Below are 14,896 nucleotides of genomic sequence, written 5' to 3'. Positions count from 1 at the left end.
CGCAGGACAGCGCAGGCTAGCCATTTGCCATGCTGTCTGTTTTTGATCAGGGGCCGTTCGCGCCCTGCCCGTCCCCCTTCAATCTGGCCGCCCATGTGCTGCGCCATGCCGGGCGGCTGGAGGAGAAGACCGCGCTGTCGGTTCTGTCGGGCGATGCAAGCGATGATTGGAGCTTTGCCCGGCTGGAGGCGGCGGTGCGCGGCACCGGAACCGGGCTGCTGGCGGCCGGTCTCAAGCCCGGTGACATCGTGCTGATGCGGCTTGGGAACACGGTCGAGTTTCCGGTCGCCTATCTCGGCGCCATTGCCGCCGGGCTGGTGGCGGTGCCCACCTCAACCCAGCTGACGGAGGTTGAAACCGCCCGGATCATCGCGGATCTGAAGCCTGCGGCGGTTCTGCGGGATCCGGCTGTGGCCTGTGCGAGTCACCCGCTGCAGATCAGCACCGCACAGCTGCTGGAAATGCACCGGCTCGCCCCCTGCGATTATGCCTTCGCAGAGCCGGACAGGCTGGCTTATGTCGTCTACACCTCCGGCACCAGCGGAAATCCGCGCGCCGTGGCGCACGCCCACAGGGCGGTTTGGGCACGCCAGATGATGGTGGACGGCTGGTACGGTCTGACCGGACAGGACCGGCTGCTGCACGCGGGCGCGTTCAACTGGACCTACACGCTGGGCACCGGGCTGATGGACCCTTGGGCGGCCGGCGCAACGGCACTGATCCCGGCCCCCGGAACCCCGCCCGAAGACCTGCCGGAGCTGCTGCGGCGGCACCGCGCGACCATCTTCGCCGCCGCCCCGGGCGTGTACCGCAAGATGCTGCGCGGCGCCCCGCTGGACCTGCCGGGCCTGCGGCACGGGCTTTGCGCAGGTGAAAAGCTCTCACGCCATCTTTACGAAAGCTGGGACGCCGCCACCGGCTGCGGGCTGTACGAGGCGTTTGGCATGTCGGAATGCTCGACCTTCATTTCCGCGTCCCCCTCGCAGCCGGCGCAGGACGGCGCCCTGGGCCGGCCGCAGCCAGGCCGCAAAGTCGCAATCACCGGCGCTGACGGGCCGGTGCCGATGGGCGAGGAAGGCACCATTGCCATCCACCGCTCCGACCCCGGGCTGATGCTCGGCTATCTGAACGCGCCGGAGGAAACCGCGGCCCGCTACCAGGGCGACTGGTTCCTGACCGGCGACCAGGGCGCGATGTCGCCAGACGGGCAGATCCGTTACCTGGGGCGCGTTGACGACATGATGAATGCGGGCGGCTACCGGGTTTCACCGATCGAGGTCGAAACCGCGCTGGCGGCCCATCCGGGCATCACCCAGGCCGGCGCCGCCGCGGTGGAGGTGAAGGAAGACACCTATGTCATCGCCGCCTTCTATACCGGTCCCGAAGAGTTGAAGACGGAAGACCTGCAGGCCTTTGCATCCCAGCGCCTGGCCCGCTACAAGCAGCCCCGCGCCTATGTCCGCCTGGACGCGCTGCCCACCGGCGCCAACGGCAAACTGCTGCGCCGCGCCCTGCCTGCCCTGTTCAAAGGATGACCCAAATGGCCACAGTCAAGCTCGACATCCTGTCGGACCCGATCTGCCCCTGGTGCTATATCGGCAAGACCCATCTGGACAAGGCGCTGGCCGAGGTGCCGGACCATCCGTTCGTGATCGAGTGGCACCCGTTCCAGCTGAACCCTGACATGCCGCGCGAGGGCATGGACCGGCGCGACTATCTGGAGCGCAAGTTCGGCGGCAAAGAGGCCGCGGTGAAAGCCTATGCCCCGGTGGTGGAACATGCGGAGAAGGCCGGGCTGACGATCAGCTTCGAGGATATGAAGCGCACCCCCAACACGCTGGACGCGCACCGGCTGATCCATTGGGCCGGGATCGAGAGCAAGCAGTCTCAGGTCGTGGATGCGCTGTTCAAAGCCTATTTCGTGGAGGCCAAGGATATCGGAGACCATGCGGTTCTGGCGGAAATCGCGACAGAGGCAGGCATGGACGCAGATGTGGTAGCGCGCCTGCTGCAGGGCGACAGCGATGTGCAGGTGATCCGCGACCGCGACGCGCATTCCCGCAAGATGGGCGTGACCTCGGTGCCGACCTTCATCGTCGCCAGCCAGCACGCGGTTCCCGGTGCACAGCTGCCGGAGCTGTGGAAGCAAGTGATCGAAGACATCCTGCAGCAGCTGAAGGCAGAAGACGGCCAATAAGCGGCCGTAAAACCGTTAGCATCGCAACTATGCACAGGCTCCTGTGCAGCCGGGCGCTGGCACGGCTGGCTGGTTTATGGTAGCGGAGGCGGACGGCTCCCAGACCGGCCCTATTGCGCCGGGCCCCTCTGTAGAGCTGTTAGAGGTTTCAGATGTCACAGTCCCCCGCCCATGGCATGGCCAAGGCTGAGTTCATCGCGCTGATCGCGATGATGTTTGCCACCATTGCCTTTTCCATCGACGCGATGCTGCCCGCCCTGCCCGAAATCGGCGCGGCGCTGAGCCCGGACGACGTGAACCAAGCGCAGCTGGTGCTGACGTCCTTTGTGCTGGGCATGGGGATCGGCACCTTCTTTACCGGGCCGCTGTCCGATGCCTTTGGCCGCAAGCGCGTGATTGCCGGCGGTGCCGTGCTGTATATCCTTGCCGCCGCCGTTGCCTGGAGGTCGCACTCGCTGGAGTTGCTGCTGGCGTCGCGTGTGGTGATGGGTCTGGGAGCCGCCGGGCCGCGCATCGTCGGCATCGCCATCGTGCGCGATTTGTACGCGGGCCGGGAAATGGCGCGGCTGATGTCGATTGCCATGATGATCTTTACCCTGGTGCCGGCCTTCGCGCCGATGCTGGGCGCAGGCATCATCGCGTTTTCCGGGTGGCGCGGCATCTTCCTGGCCTTCGCCATCTTTGCCGTCATCGTGGTGATGTGGATGGGGCTGCGCCTGCCGGAAACCCTGCCGCGCGAAAACCGCCGTCCGTTCCGCCTGCCGCTGCTGCTGGGCGCGGTGACGGAGATGCTGAGCCACCCCACCGTGCGCCTGTCGATCATGGTGCAGACCCTGTGCCTGGGTATGCTGTTCACCATGCTGACGATGGTGCAGCCGGTTTATGACGTGATCTTTGACCGCGCCGAAAGCTTTCCGTTCTGGTTCGGCTTTGTGGCGCTGATGGCCGGAACGGCGAGCCTGCTGAACGCCGCCATCGTGGTCCGGGTCGGGATGCGGCGCATCGTGACCTGGTCGCTTGCTGTCCAGATGGTTGTCTCTGCCGCCATGCTGTTCCTCAGCTCCAGCCCGCTGCCGGGCGGGCTGCTGTTCGGCCTGTTCATCGCCTGGCAGACCAGCGTGTTTTTCCTGGCCGGCACCACGCTGGGCAACCTGAATGCCATCGCGATGGAGCCGATGGGCCATATCGCCGGCATGGCGGCCTCGGTGATCGGGGCGATCTCCACCGTGCTGGCCGCCGCCATTGCCGCCCCGGTCGGGCTGCTGTTCGACGGCTCGCTGCTGCCGCTGGGCGCGGGCCTGCTGACCATGGCAGCGCTCGCGTTTGTGCTGATGCTGCAAATGGCCCGGGCCGAGGCGCGGCTGCCCGCCGAATAACGGCCTTGCCGGCGCGCAAGCCAAACCCTAACCTCTCCAATCATTTGGGGAGGTTATTTCATGGGCTACGATTATGACCTCGGCAGCTATTCCTGCCCGGTGACCACCACCTCGCCCGAGGCGCAGCGCTGGTTCGACCGCGGCCTGGTCTGGACCTATGGCTACAATCACGAAGAAGCCATCGCCTGTTTCCAGCGGGCGCTGGAGCAGGATCCGCGTTGCGCCATGGCCCATTGGGGCGTCGCCTATGCGGCCGGGCCGAACTACAACCTGCCCTGGGCCTTGCGCGACGACAAGGGCCGCGCCAAGGCGCTGGCGGAGGCCTATGACGCGTCCCGATCGGCGCTGGCCTGCATCGAGGGCTGCTCTGAAGCGGAACAGCAGCTGATCCGCGCCCTGCAGGTCCGCTATCCCCAGCGCGAGGCGGTGGAAGACATGCACGCCTGGGATTACGCCTTTGCCGATGCGATGCGCGCAGCCTTTGCCGCCTGCCCCGATCACCTGGACCTGCGCACGGTCTATGCCGAAAGCCTGTTGAACCTGACACCTTGGCAGATGTGGGACCTGAAAGCCGGCAAGCCCGCCGACGGTGCCGCCACGCTGGAAGCGCAGGAGGTTCTGGAATGGGCGATGGACAACGCCCCCGGCGCCATGCAGCATCCGGGCTTGCTGCACCTCTATGTGCATCTGATGGAGATGTCGCCTGTGCCGGAGAAGGCGCTGAAGGCCGCCGACGTGCTGCGCACGCTGGTGCCGGATGCGGGCCATCTGGTGCATATGCCGACCCATATCGACGTGCTGTGCGGCGACTACCACAGCGTTGTGCACTGGAACCAAAAGGCGATTGAGGCAGACCTCAAGTACTACCAGCGCGAAGGCGCCTTCAACATCTATACCGGCTACCGCCAGCACAATTACCACTTCGTCATTTTCGGGGCGATGTTTCTGGGCCAGATCGAGCCTGCGCTTGCGGCCAACCAGGGCATTATCGACACCACGCCGGAAGACATGCTGCGGATCGAAAGCCCGCCGATGGCGGATTATTTCGAAAGCTACATGGCGATGCATCCCCATATCCTGGTCCGCTTTGGCCGCTGGGAGGAGGCGATGGCGCTGGAGCTGCCCTCGGACCCGGAACTGTACCGGACCCTCACGGCCAACACCCATTACGCCCGCGCCATCGCCTTTGCCGCAACGGGCCGCGTGGCAGAGGCTGAGGCAGAGGAACAGCAGTTCCTGGCGGCCAAGGCCCGGGTGCCGGACACCCGGCTTCTCCACAACAACCGCGTGGTGGACCTGCTTGAAATCGCGGCAGAAATGCTGCGCGGAGAGATCGAATACCGGAAGCAGAACTATGATGCGGCATTCGCCCACCTGCGCCGCTCGGCAGAGCTGGACGACAACCTGCCTTATGATGAACCCTGGGGCTGGATGCAGCCCACCCGCCACGCGCTGGGGGCGCTGCTGTTGGAGCAGGGCCAGACGGCAGAGGCCGAAGCAGCCTACCGCGCCGACCTCGGGCTGGATGGCAGCCTGCCGCGCGCGTCGGTCCATCCGGACAATATCTGGAGCCTCAAGGGCCTGCACGATTGCCTGAAAGCCCGCGGCGAAGGCATTGAGATAAAACATATAAAGCAGAAACTGGATCTGGCGCTGGCACGCGCTGACCGCGCCGTGGGCGCGTCCTGTTTCTGCGCTCAGGCTGCGATGGCGCCGGACGGCTGCTGCGGCTGAGAAAATTTCTTGAGAAAGAAATTTGCCAAGGAAATTTGAATTTCCCTGGCGCCCGTTACCCGGCCTTCGCCTTCTTCTTTTCGGCCACCACCTTCTCTGCCAGATCGCGGGCAATGGCAAAGGCGCCCTTGATCTTGTCGGCGTCCTTTTTCCAATCCCGGCGCACGACGATCTTGTTGTCCTTCACCTTGGCCAAACCGTTCTGGCCTTGGATGAACTCCACCAGCCCCTGCGGCGACGCGAATTTGTCGTTGTGGAACTGGATCGTCGCGCCCTTCGGGCCGCCATCCATCTTGGCGATGCCAGCGCGTTTGCACATCGCCTTGATCCGCACCACCAGCATCAGCGTGTTCACTTCCTTGGGCAGCTTGCCGAAGCGGTCGATCAGCTCCGCGGCAAAGCCTTCCAGCTCCACCTTGGTCGACAGCGACGACAGGCGGCGGTAAAGGCCCAGGCGCACGTCCAGATCCGGGACGTATTCCTCCGGGATCAGGACTGGCACACCAAGGTTGATCTGCGGTGCCCATTGATCGTCGGCGTCCGACAGCCCTTCCATCTCGCCCGCCTTGATCTTGGCAATCGCCTCCTCCAGCATCGACTGGTAGAGTTCGTAGCCGACGTCACGCATCTGGCCGGATTGCTCCTCACCCAGCAGGTTGCCCGCGCCCCGGATATCAAGGTCTTGCGAGGCAAGCGTAAAGCCCGCGCCAAGGGTATCCAGCGACCCCAGCACCCTCAGACGCTTCTCCGCTGCTGGGGTCAGCCGCTGGCGCGGCTTGGTGGTGAGGTAGGCATAGGCGCGGGTTTTCGAACGGCCCACCCGGCCCCGGATCTGATAGAGCTGCGACAGGCCGAACATGTCAGCGCGGTGCACGACCATCGTGTTGGCAGTGGGAATATCCAGACCGCTTTCCACAATCGTGGTGGCCAGCAGAACGTCGTATTTGCCGTCATAGAAGGCGTTCATCCGGTCGTCGAGTTCCCCCGCTGCCATCTGGCCGTGCGCCACGACGTAAGTCAGCTCCGGCAGCTGCGCTTTCAGGAACTCCTCGACCTCCGGCAGATCAGTGATCCGCGGCACGACATAGAAGCTCTGGCCGCCGCGGTAATGTTCACGGAGCAGCGCCTCGCGGATGGTGACGCTGTCGAATTCGCTGACGTAGGTGCGGATCGCCAGACGGTCCACCGGGGGCGTCCCGATGATCGACAGATCCCGCACCCCGGTCAGGCTAAGCTGCAGCGTGCGCGGGATCGGTGTTGCCGTCAGGGTCAGCACATGGATGTCACTGCGCAGCTGTTTCAAGCGCTCCTTGTGGGCGACGCCAAAGTGCTGCTCTTCGTCGATGATCAGCAGGCCGAGGTTCTGGAACTTGATGGACTTGGCCAGCACGGCGTGGGTGCCGACCACGATATCAACCGTCCCCTTGCCCAGCCCCTCGCGGGTTTTGCTGGCCTCTTTCGCGGCAACAAAGCGCGATAGCTGCCTGACTTCCAACGGAAATCCGCGGAACCGGTCCTTGAAGGAGGCAGCGTGCTGGCGGGCCAGCAGCGTGGTCGGCGCGACCACGGCCACCTGCAGTCCGGACATGGCCGCGACAAAGGCCGCGCGCATTGCCACCTCGGTTTTGCCGAAACCGACGTCGCCGCAGATCAGCCGGTCCATTGGCTGGCCCGAGTGCAGATCCTCCATCACATCCTCGATAGCGCGCAGCTGGTCGTCGGTCTCCTGATAGGGGAAGCGGGCCGAGAACTCCTCCCAGGCGTGGGGCGGCGGATCCATCACCGGGGCCTTGCGCAGGGCACGCTCCGCCGCGATGCGGATCAGCTTGTCCGCCATCTCGCGGATGCGTTCCTTCAGCTTGGCTTTCTTCGCCTGCCAGGCGCCGCCGCCGAGACGGTCCAGCAGGCCTTCCTCATGGCCGTATTTCGACAACAGCTCGATGTTCTCGACCGGCAGGTACAGCTTGGCCGCTTCGGCGTATTCCAGCAGGATGCATTCATGCGCCGCACCCGCGGCGGTGACCACCTCCAGCCCTTTGTAGCGGCCGATGCCGTGGTCGACATGCACCACCAGATCGCCGGGAGTGAGCGATTGGGTCTCGGTCAGGAAGTTCTCCGCCTTGCGGCGTTTCTTCGGTGCCCGGATCAGCCGGTCGCCCAGCACGTCCTGTTCGGAGATCACCGTCAGGCCCGGCGCCTCGAACCCATGTTCCAGCGCCCAGACCGCCAGATGCAGGCCGGACTTGCCGATGCGGGTTCCGTCCATCACCGGAATGGCTTCCGCCAGGCCCTCATCCTCGATCAGCCCGGCCAGACGCTCCCGCGCGCCCTCGGAATAGGAGGCGACCAACACCGGCCCTTCCTGCATCCGCGCTTTAATATGGGCGGCCAATGCCCCGAACAGGCTGACGTTTTCCTGCTGGCGCTCGGGCGCGAAATTGCGGCCGATGCGCCCGCCCCCATCCACGGTGCCAGGCCCGGACGCCTGAGGCAGCGGGTGGAATTGCACCACGCGCATGTCCGCCACCGCCGCTTCCCACGCGGCATCGTCCAGATACAGCAGCCCCGGGGGCGCGGGTTTGTAGACCGTGTCGATCCGGCCCTTCTGCGTCATCGCGTGCTTGCGTGTCTGATACTGGTCCTCGATGCTGTCCCAGCGCGCCAGCCGCGACGGCGTCACCTGATCATCCAGCGTCACCGACGCCTGCGGCAGGTAGTCGAACAGGGTCTCCAGCTTCTCATGGAAAAACGGCAGCCAGTGCTCGATCCCCTGGTGCTTGCGCCCCGCGCTCACCGCTTCATAGAGGGGGTCGTCGGTCCCGGCAGCGCCGAATTCGATCCGGTAATTCTGCCGGAACCGGGTGATCGCCGCCTCATCCAGAATCACCTCGGAGACCGGCGCCAGCTCCACCACCTCCAGTTTTTCCGTGGTGCGCTGCGACACCGGATCGAACCGCCGCGCGCCGTCCAGCACATCGCCGAACAGGTCCAGCCGCACCGGGCCGCTTTCGCCCGGCGGGAAGATGTCGATGATACCGCCGCGGATCGCATAATCGCCCGGCTCCATGACCGTCGGGCTTTGGGTGAACCCCATGCGGACCAAAAAGCTGCGCAGCGCCTCCTCATCAATCCGCTGGTCAACACGGGCGGTAAAGGCCGCCTCGCGCAGCACCTCGCGTGCAGGCACCCGCTGGCTGGCGGCGTTGAGCGTGGTCAGCAGCACGAACTGCTTGGGCATCTGGTGCACCAGCGCCGCCAGGGTGGCCATCCGCGCCGCGGAAATGTCGGCGTTGGGCGACACCCGGTCATAGGGCAGACAGTCCCAGCCCGGAAACACAAACACCGGCATGTCCGGCGCAAAGAAGGCCAGCGCGGCCCGCATCGCCTCCATCCGCTTGTCGTCGCGGGCGACATGCAGCACCGGCGCGCCGGAGGATTGCACCTCTTTCAGGATCAGCCGGGCGTCGAACCCTTCGGGCGCGCCGCCCATGGTGATTGCACGCTGTGCCATGCGTTATCCTCTCCAGAAATCCGCCAAGCGCCCCGGCCCGGCACCTGCCCGGCCGCCTGTTGCGCCGCCTGTCACAATGCTCCGATCGTCAGGTTCTGATACATGCCCCAGAACGCGGTGACCACAATGGATATGACGCCGATGAACTGGATATACAGGCGGCAAAAGGCCAGGCGCCTGCGCAGCGCCTCGCCCGTGGCCTTTTCCCGCGCGATGCGGCGGGCGGTGAAATAGCTGATCACCCCGACCACCGCCATCGGGAAGGCGAGCAGAAACACCGCCTGGGCGATTTCCAGCAGATAGACAAAGCCCAGCATCGCCAGGCCGGACAGCAGGAAACAGGACAGCGCCACCAGCCAGGGCCCCGACACCTCGGAGATATACATCAGCCGGTTCACGTTGACCCGGGCAATATCCTCAAGGTCCTGTTCCGCCTGGCCGCCCTTGCGCTGCGCCCTGTAGACCATGTCATAGGGCACCCCCAGGATCCAATGGCTGGCTGAGGACCACAGCACCGCCAGCGAAATCCAGTACCACAGGTTGGAGAATGACCGCAGCTCAATCATCTCATAGATAATGTGAAGCAGATCCACGCCAGCCCCCATCTTGCGCCCGCAGATCTCCGGGCCTGAATATCGTCAACCGGACCTATATCAACCGGGAAGCGCGCACAGGCAAGCCCCGCAGGTTGCACAAGTTTTCCGGCGCGGCGAATGTGCCCCTTGTTCCCGGGACCGCTTCCATGCCACCCATGGGCCAGCCAAAACGAGAGACCGCCATGAAGCCCACCGTCGCGCCCTTTCCCGCCGCCCGCCTGCGCCGCACCCGTGCCAGCCAGGCGATCCGCAATCTGGTGCAGGAAAACACCCTGACCCCGTCCGACCTCATCTGGCCGGTGTTTGTCCGCGACGGCGACGGCGTTGAGGAACCGGTCGCATCGATGCCCGGCGTGATGCGCCGTTCGGTGGACAAGATCGCCGCAGCCGCGGTCGAGGCGCAGGCGCTGGGGATCCCGGCCATTTGCCTGTTCCCCTACACCGATGCCTCGCTCAAGACCGAGGACTGCGCCGAGGCCTGGAACCCGGATAACCTGACCAACCGTGCGATCCGCGCCATCAAGGACGCGGCGCCGGAGATTGCGGTGATGACCGACGTGGCGTTGGACCCCTACAACATCAACGGGCACGACGGGTATGTGGTGGACGGCGAGATCGTCAATGACGCAACGGTGGAGGCGCTGGTCAAGATGACCCTGGCCCAGGCCGATGCCGGGGCGGACATCATCGGCCCCTCCGACATGATGGACGGGCGCATCGGCGCCATGCGGAACGCCTTGGAACAGGCAGGCCACCACAACGTCGCGATCCTCTCCTACGCGGCCAAATACGCTTCTGCCTACTATGGGCCGTTCCGCGATGCGGTCGGGGCCTCCGGTGCGCTGAAGGGCGACAAGAAGACCTACCAGATGGACCCGGCCAACAGCGACGAGGCGCTGCGGCTGATCGAGCGCGACCTGATGGAAGGCGCCGATATGGTGATGGTCAAACCCGGCATCGCCTATCTGGACATTTGCCACCGTGTGAAATCCGCCTTTGGCGTGCCGACCTATGCCTATCAGGTCTCCGGCGAATACGCGATGATCCAGGCCGCGGCGCAGAACGGCTGGATCGACGGCGAAAAGGTGATGATGGAAAGCCTGATGGCCTTCAAGCGGTCCGGCTGCAACGGCATCCTGACCTATTTCGCCCCGGCGGCGGCCAAGCTTCTGAACGGCTGACACCGGCACCGGATCAATTCAGCGGGAAGCCGCCAATAACCGCTTTGCAATTGATGACAGGCAGCGGTTTTCCGCGTATACACAAACCCAGAGCCGGGCCAAACCGGCCTTGCAGAAAATCATTACAGGCACCTGAGAAATGAGCAGTTTTTCCTCTTCCCGCATGACCCGCCGCGGTTTTGCCCTCGCCGCCCTGGCCGGTGCCGGCGTCACCGCCGCCTGCGGCAACGGCGTCGGCAACAGCAACGCCGCCACCATCGACGCCCGCGTTGATGCGACGCTGAACCAGATGTACAGCCAGTACCCCAACACCCGCATCCTGGCCGAAAAATCCACCGGGATGCTGGTGATGCCGCTGGTCACTGAGGCCGGCTTTGTCTTCGGCGGCGCCTATGGCCGCGGCGCGCTTCGGATCAACGGCGTGACCGTTGACTACTATTCCACCGTCAAGGGCAACGCAGGCCTGCAGATCGGCGCCCAGCAGTATGCCCATGTGCTGTTCTTCATGACCGAAGACGCGCTGGCCGGCTTCCGCCGCTCCTCCGGCTGGGCCGCAGGGGCCGATGTGGAATATGTGATCCGCGACGAGGGCAACTCGCTGACCGCCGACACCAACACCCTGACCTCGCCGGTGCTCGCCGCCGTCTTCGGCCAGGCCGGCCTGCGCGTGGGCGCCACCCTGGAAGGCACCAAATACACCCGCATCATTCCCTGAAGAGGCGGTCCCCGCCAGCAAGGACCCGTTCCTTCTTCTGGCCCGAAATATCCCCGCCGGAGGCATGGCCTTTCCAGCCGGAAAGGCCATTTTCATTTCCGCTCAGCCCAAGTTGCGCAGCCGTTTGAACAGCGACGAGGTGTCCCAGCGCCCGCCGCCCATCTTCTGCACATCCTTGTAGAACTGATCGACCAGCGCCGTCACCGGCAGGCTGGCGCCGGTTTCATCCGCGGCATCCAGGCAGATGCCCAGGTCCTTGCGCATCCAGTCCACCGCAAAACCGTGCTCGAAGTGATCGTCCAGCATGGTCTCGTAACGGTTCGCCATCTGCCAGCTGCCCGCCGCGCCCTGGCTGATCACCTCGACCACCGCGCGCCCGTCCAGATCCGCCTTTTCGGCAAAATGCAGCGCCTCGCTCAGGCCCTGCACAAGGCCGGCAATGGCGATCTGGTTGCACATCTTGGTCATCTGCCCGGCACCGCTCTCGCCGATGCGGCGGCAGATGCGGGCGTAGGCGCCGATCACCGGTTCTGCGCGCGCATAGGCATCCTCATCACCGCCGCACATGACCGACAGCGCGCCGTTCTCCGCGCCGGCCTGACCGCCGGAAATCGGCGCATCGACAAACGCGGTGCCGTGCTGCCGCGCCGCGGCGTAAAGCTCCCGCGTCACCTTGGCCGACACCGTGGTGTGGTCGACAAACACCGCACCCTTGGACATGCCGGCAAAGGCGCCATCCGCCCCCAGGCACACCGAGCGCAGGTCATCGTCGTTGCCCACGCAGGCCATTACGAACTCCGCCCCGGAGGCCGCGGCGCGCGGGGTGGCGGCAAAATGGCCGCCGTGCTCCTTGGCCCAGGCCTTGGCCTTGGCCTCGGTCCGGTTGTAGACGGTGACCTCATGGCCCGCGGCCTGCAGGTGCCCGGCCATCGGATAGCCCATGACGCCGAGGCCCAGAAACGCGATTTTTGCCATCTGCTTTTCCCTTGATCTGTCTTCGCATATGTTGTCGCCAACCCTACCACCGCCGCCGCAGGGCGCAATCTGCCGGCCGGTGGAAATGACAAAAACCCAATGGGAAACAACCGCTGATGGGACATCTTTTCCGCTGGCTTCTGCGCATTGCTGCGGGGCTGATTCTGCTGAGCGTTCTCGCCGCCCTGCTGATCTACTACCTCGCCTCGCAGTCGCTGCCCGAGTATAACAAGGAACTCGCCCTGCCCGGCCTGTCCTCGCCGGTTGAGATTGTCCGCGACAACGCCAATGTGCCGCATATCTTCGGCAGCTACGGCGCCAGCGACGAGGATGTCTATTTCGGACTCGGCTATGCCCATGCCCAGGACCGGCTGTGGCAGATGGCGGTGATGCGGCGCACCGCCCAGGGCCGCCTGTCGGAGATCTTCGGCACCCGCACGGTGGAGACCGACACTTACCTGCGGCGGCTGGACCTGTACCGGCTGGCGCAGCAATCGCTGCAGGTGCAATCGCCCGAGGCGATGACCGCGCTCAATGCCTATGCCGCAGGCGTCAACGCCCGGCTGCTGGAAATCAACGAGGACGCGCTTGGCCGCGGCGCGCCGGAAATGTTCCTGTTCGACATGCCGCTGCCGCCCTGGCAGCCCGCCGACAGCATCGCGATCATGAAGCTGATGGCACTGCAGCTGTCCGGCCACATGCGCGAAGAAATCCTGCGCGCCCGCACCTCGCTGGCGCTGGATGACGAAACCCGGATCAAGGATATTCTGCCGGATGCGCCGGGGACCGGTATCACCGCGCTGCCCGAATATGCCGAGCTTGTGCCCGGTGCCCGCCAATTCGCCTCTGCGGACAGCGCTGAGGAGGACAGCCTGCTGTTCCCGGTGGCGCCGCGCGGACTGGCCGGCGCCTCCAATGCCTGGGCCGCCGCGCCCAGCCGCTCGGCGGCGGGCGGCACTTTGCTGGCCAATGACCCGCATCTGGGCCTCAGCGCGCCCGGGGTCTGGTACCTGGCGCGTCTGGAGCTGGGCACCGGCGGCGTGATCGGCGGCACCATCCCCGGCATCCCGGCCGTCATCACCGGGCGGTCGGACAGCCTCGGCTGGGGCGTCACCTCCTCCTACCTTGATGACCAGGATCTGTTCATCGAAAAGCTGAACCCGGAAAACCCGCAGGAATACCTGAGTGTTGACGGCTACAAGGACTTCGTCTCCCGCCCCTCGATCATCAAGATCAAGGACGCGGCGCCTGTCACCCTGACCCTGCGCTGGACGGACAACGGCCCGGTTCTGCCCGGCTCCATGTTCAATCTGGCAGAGATCACCCCGCCCGGCCATGTGGTGTCGCTCAGCTGGACCGTGCTCAGCCCCAAGGACACCTCGATGAGCGCGGCCATTAACCTGATGCGCAGCACCTCAGTGCAGGAGGCCATCGCCGCGGGCGAGGACTTTATCGCACCCTCCCAGAACCTGACGCTGGCGGACGCCGATACCATCGCGATGAAGACCGTTGGTGCCTTCCCGGCCCGCGACCCCAGGCATCAAAGCAAGGGCCGGATGCCCAGTCAGGGCTGGCACCCGGAAAACCGCTGGCAGGGCCGTGCGCCCTACGCGGAGAACCCTGAGTTCCTGCGCCCCGCCGGCGGCATTCTGGGCAACACCAACAACAAGATCCTCGACCGCGCCTTCCCGGCCCACGTCTCCTTTGACTGGGGCGATACCCAGCGCATCCACCGCTGGCAAAAGCTGATGCAGAACCGCGAGGTCCACACCCGCGACAGCTTCATCGAGGCGCAACTGGACACGGTGTCCTACACCGCGCGCACGCTGTTGCCGCTGATCGGCGCCGACCTGTGGTTCACCGGGGAGGCCGCCCCCGCGGGCACCCGGGAACGGCAGCGCCAGATTGCCCTGACCCTGCTGTCGGAATGGAACGGCGAGATGAACGAGCATCTTCCGGAGCCTCTGATCTATGCCGCCTGGGTGCGGGCCCTGCAGGCGCGGCTGATCACGGATGAGCTGGGGCCGGTGGCCAAATCCTTCCGCCATGTGGAGCCGCTTTTCATCGAGCGCGTGTTCCGCGATGTGGAGGGCGCGTCCGCCTGGTGCAACGTGCGCCAGAGCGCGCGTGCCGAAACCTGCACCGATATGGCCCGGCTGGCGCTGGACGATGCCCTGATCTGGATCGAGGAACGCTATGGCAGCGCGCTGGAATCGCTGCGCTGGGGCGACGCCCATCAGGCGGTTCAGGACCACGCGGTTCTGGGCGACGTGCCGCTGCTGCGCTATTTCGTGAACATCCGCCAGTCCACCAGCGGCAGCGACAACACCCTGCAGCGCGGCAAAAGCTCCGGCAAGGATCCCGATCCGTTCCAGAACATCCACGCGGCCGGCTACCGCGGAGTCTATGATTTCGCCGATCCCGACAGCTCGGTCTTCATCGTGTCCACCGGCCAGTCGGGCCACCCGCTGTCGCGCTATTACGACGACATGGCCCAGCTATGGCGCCGCGGTGAGTATATCCCGATGTCGCTGGATGAGGACCTGGCCCGCGCGGCAGCGGTCGGCATCACCCGGATCACACCCCGGTAAGCAGAACGGGGCAATAAAAA

General features: G+C 65.3%; 10 protein-coding genes. 7 read left to right on the top strand and 3 right to left on the bottom strand.

Annotated features, from left to right (window positions below; translation table 11 throughout):
- The first annotated feature begins 29 nt into the window (after positions 1-29).
- The 4 genes from DAEP_RS0104770 to DAEP_RS0104755 all read left to right on the top strand — a co-directional run bounded on the left by DAEP_RS0104770 (position 30) and on the right by DAEP_RS0104755 (position 5,307).
- Entirely contained in the window at positions 30-1,535 is a 1,506-nt protein-coding gene (locus DAEP_RS0104770) for a class I adenylate-forming enzyme family protein (RefSeq protein WP_027243851.1), read from the top strand.
- Complete coding sequence (locus DAEP_RS0104765; protein ID WP_027243850.1) at positions 1,532-2,197, top strand: DsbA family oxidoreductase; 666 nt, start codon at positions 1,532-1,534, stop codon at positions 2,195-2,197. Before DAEP_RS0104770 ends, DAEP_RS0104765 begins: the two co-directional genes overlap by 4 nt.
- Before the next feature lie 152 nt (positions 2,198-2,349).
- The gene (locus DAEP_RS0104760) at positions 2,350-3,573 is read left to right on the top strand and encodes a multidrug effflux MFS transporter (protein WP_027243849.1); all 1,224 of its coding nucleotides are present in this window, start codon (positions 2,350-2,352) and stop codon (positions 3,571-3,573) included.
- A gap of 60 nt (positions 3,574-3,633) precedes the next feature.
- Positions 3,634-5,307 (top strand): tetratricopeptide repeat protein, encoded by a 1,674-nt coding sequence (locus DAEP_RS0104755; RefSeq protein ID WP_027243848.1) that lies wholly within the window; start codon positions 3,634-3,636, stop codon positions 5,305-5,307.
- Between the two features lie 55 nt (positions 5,308-5,362).
- Here DAEP_RS0104755 and mfd read toward each other — a convergent pair whose 3' ends face one another.
- Together mfd and DAEP_RS0104745 are read right to left on the bottom strand one after the other, a co-directional pair.
- Complete coding sequence (gene mfd, locus DAEP_RS0104750; RefSeq protein WP_027243847.1) at positions 5,363-8,818, bottom strand: transcription-repair coupling factor; 3,456 nt, start codon at positions 8,816-8,818, stop codon at positions 5,363-5,365.
- Positions 8,819-8,889: 71 nt separating this feature from the next.
- On the bottom strand, positions 8,890-9,411 hold the full coding sequence (locus DAEP_RS0104745; RefSeq protein WP_008553416.1) for a hypothetical protein: 522 nt from the start codon (positions 9,409-9,411) through the stop codon (positions 8,890-8,892).
- A 185-nt stretch (positions 9,412-9,596) separates the two neighbouring features.
- On the opposite strand from DAEP_RS0104745, the gene hemB reads away from it, so the two are divergent.
- Positions 9,597-10,595, top strand: a complete 999-nt coding sequence (gene hemB / locus DAEP_RS0104740) for a porphobilinogen synthase (RefSeq protein WP_008556775.1) — start codon at positions 9,597-9,599, stop codon at positions 10,593-10,595.
- A gap of 139 nt (positions 10,596-10,734) precedes the next feature.
- Entirely contained in the window at positions 10,735-11,310 is a 576-nt protein-coding gene (locus tag DAEP_RS0104735) for a lipid-binding SYLF domain-containing protein (RefSeq protein ID WP_008554972.1), read from the top strand.
- Positions 11,311-11,412: 102 nt separating this feature from the next.
- On the opposite strand, the gene DAEP_RS0104730 is transcribed toward DAEP_RS0104735, so the two are convergent.
- On the bottom strand, positions 11,413-12,285 hold the full coding sequence (locus DAEP_RS0104730; protein WP_008555670.1) for an NAD(P)-dependent oxidoreductase: 873 nt from the start codon (positions 12,283-12,285) through the stop codon (positions 11,413-11,415).
- Positions 12,286-12,401: 116 nt separating this feature from the next.
- Between DAEP_RS0104730 and DAEP_RS0104725 the strand changes: the two genes are divergently transcribed.
- Positions 12,402-14,876: a penicillin acylase family protein gene (locus DAEP_RS0104725; protein ID WP_027243846.1), complete on the top strand. Its 2,475-nt coding sequence runs from the start codon at positions 12,402-12,404 to the stop codon at positions 14,874-14,876.
- The last annotated feature ends 20 nt before the right edge of the window (positions 14,877-14,896 follow it).

It is taken from the genome of Leisingera daeponensis DSM 23529 (genome assembly GCF_000473145.1).
GTDB classification, from domain to species: domain Bacteria; phylum Pseudomonadota; class Alphaproteobacteria; order Rhodobacterales; family Rhodobacteraceae; genus Leisingera; species Leisingera daeponensis.
Note: the sequence above shows the minus strand (reverse complement) of the source record. Positions and strands in the feature narration are given on the sequence as shown.